This is a genomic window from Arthrospira sp. PCC 8006 (assembly GCF_046480465.1).
Lineage (GTDB): Bacteria > Cyanobacteriota > Cyanobacteriia > Cyanobacteriales > Microcoleaceae > Limnospira > Limnospira platensis.
In genome coordinates this window covers 1-1,089 of sequence record NZ_PKGG01000469.1, presented here as the reverse complement: position 1 = coordinate 1,089, position 1,089 = coordinate 1, and the positions used below count along the sequence as shown (strand labels likewise).

The window sequence follows — 1,089 nt, the reverse complement described above, 5'->3', positions numbered from 1 at the left end:
CCATCAGATATAATTGAAGTAGACCACATTATACCTCGAAACCACGGTGGAAAGGATGAATATAAGAATCTTCAGTTACTACACCGCCACACCGGCGATGATAAAACGGTACTAGATGATGCCGAAGCTGTATCCTTAACAATGGAGCAGTCAAACTAGGAGCCGTGTGAAGGGAAACTTTCACGCACGGTTCTGAATGGGAGGGGATGGAGGCGACTCCATTCTCGACCCCTAATCCCATATCCTGAGCTTTGTCAAAAATAGTCCCTTTCGGCAACATCAAGAAAGTCACCTGAGAAAGTTATCGTTATCTGAACACTTGAACTTGGTGGACTTTGGTAATTTGATTGACTATTGGCGATCGCGGATTCTTCTATAGATAGGTATTGCTTGCTATATGTCTGCTGCTATTACATCCCCATTATCTCCCGAAAACTGGCCGTTTGGTTTAGAAAATCTACCCGAATCAGCTTATTTAGTCGGGGGTGCGGTGCGGGATGCCTTATTGAGTCGCGCTGTGGGTGATTTAGATTTAGATTTTGTGGTGTTGTCGGAAGCAGTAAACACAGCCAAAACCATCGCCTCCCATTATCAAGCCGGATTTGTGTTGTTAGATGCGGAGCGACAAATTGCTAGGGTAGTATTCCCAGGGGTAACAGTAGATTTTGCTCAAGCTGAGGGAGGAAGTTTAGAGGTAGATCTAGGGCGGCGGGATTTTACAATTAATACGATCGCCTATCATCCCATAACCAAAACTTTTTTCGACCCCTATCAGGGACAACAAGACTTAAAACAGGGTCTGATGCGGATGATCAGTCGGGAAAATTTAGCTGATGATCCCCTGCGGTTGCTGCGGGGATATCGACAGGCGGCGCAGTTAGGCTTTGTGATTGAACCGGAAACTAAACAGACGATCGCCGATTTAGCCAGTTTATTACCACGGGTAGCAGCAGAACGTATCCGCACTGAGTTAGGATATTTACTCAATACCCCCTTGGGAGTGCCGAAATTAATTGAAGCCTGGAAAATCGGTCTGATCTCCCCCTGGTTTAGCAGTTTGGGAGATAGATGCGATCGCCTCAAAAATCT

At 45.9% G+C, this 1,089-nt stretch carries 1 protein-coding gene and 1 pseudogene; both read left to right on the top strand.

Annotation, left to right across the window (positions count from 1 at the left end; translation table 11 throughout):
- The coding region (locus B9T16_RS28850; protein WP_410246410.1) for an HNH endonuclease at positions 1 to 159 on the top strand (159 nt) is incomplete at its 5' end.
- A gap of 238 nt (positions 160 to 397) precedes the next feature.
- Positions 398 to 1,089: pseudogene (locus tag B9T16_RS28845) on the top strand (CCA tRNA nucleotidyltransferase); the annotation flags it as partial.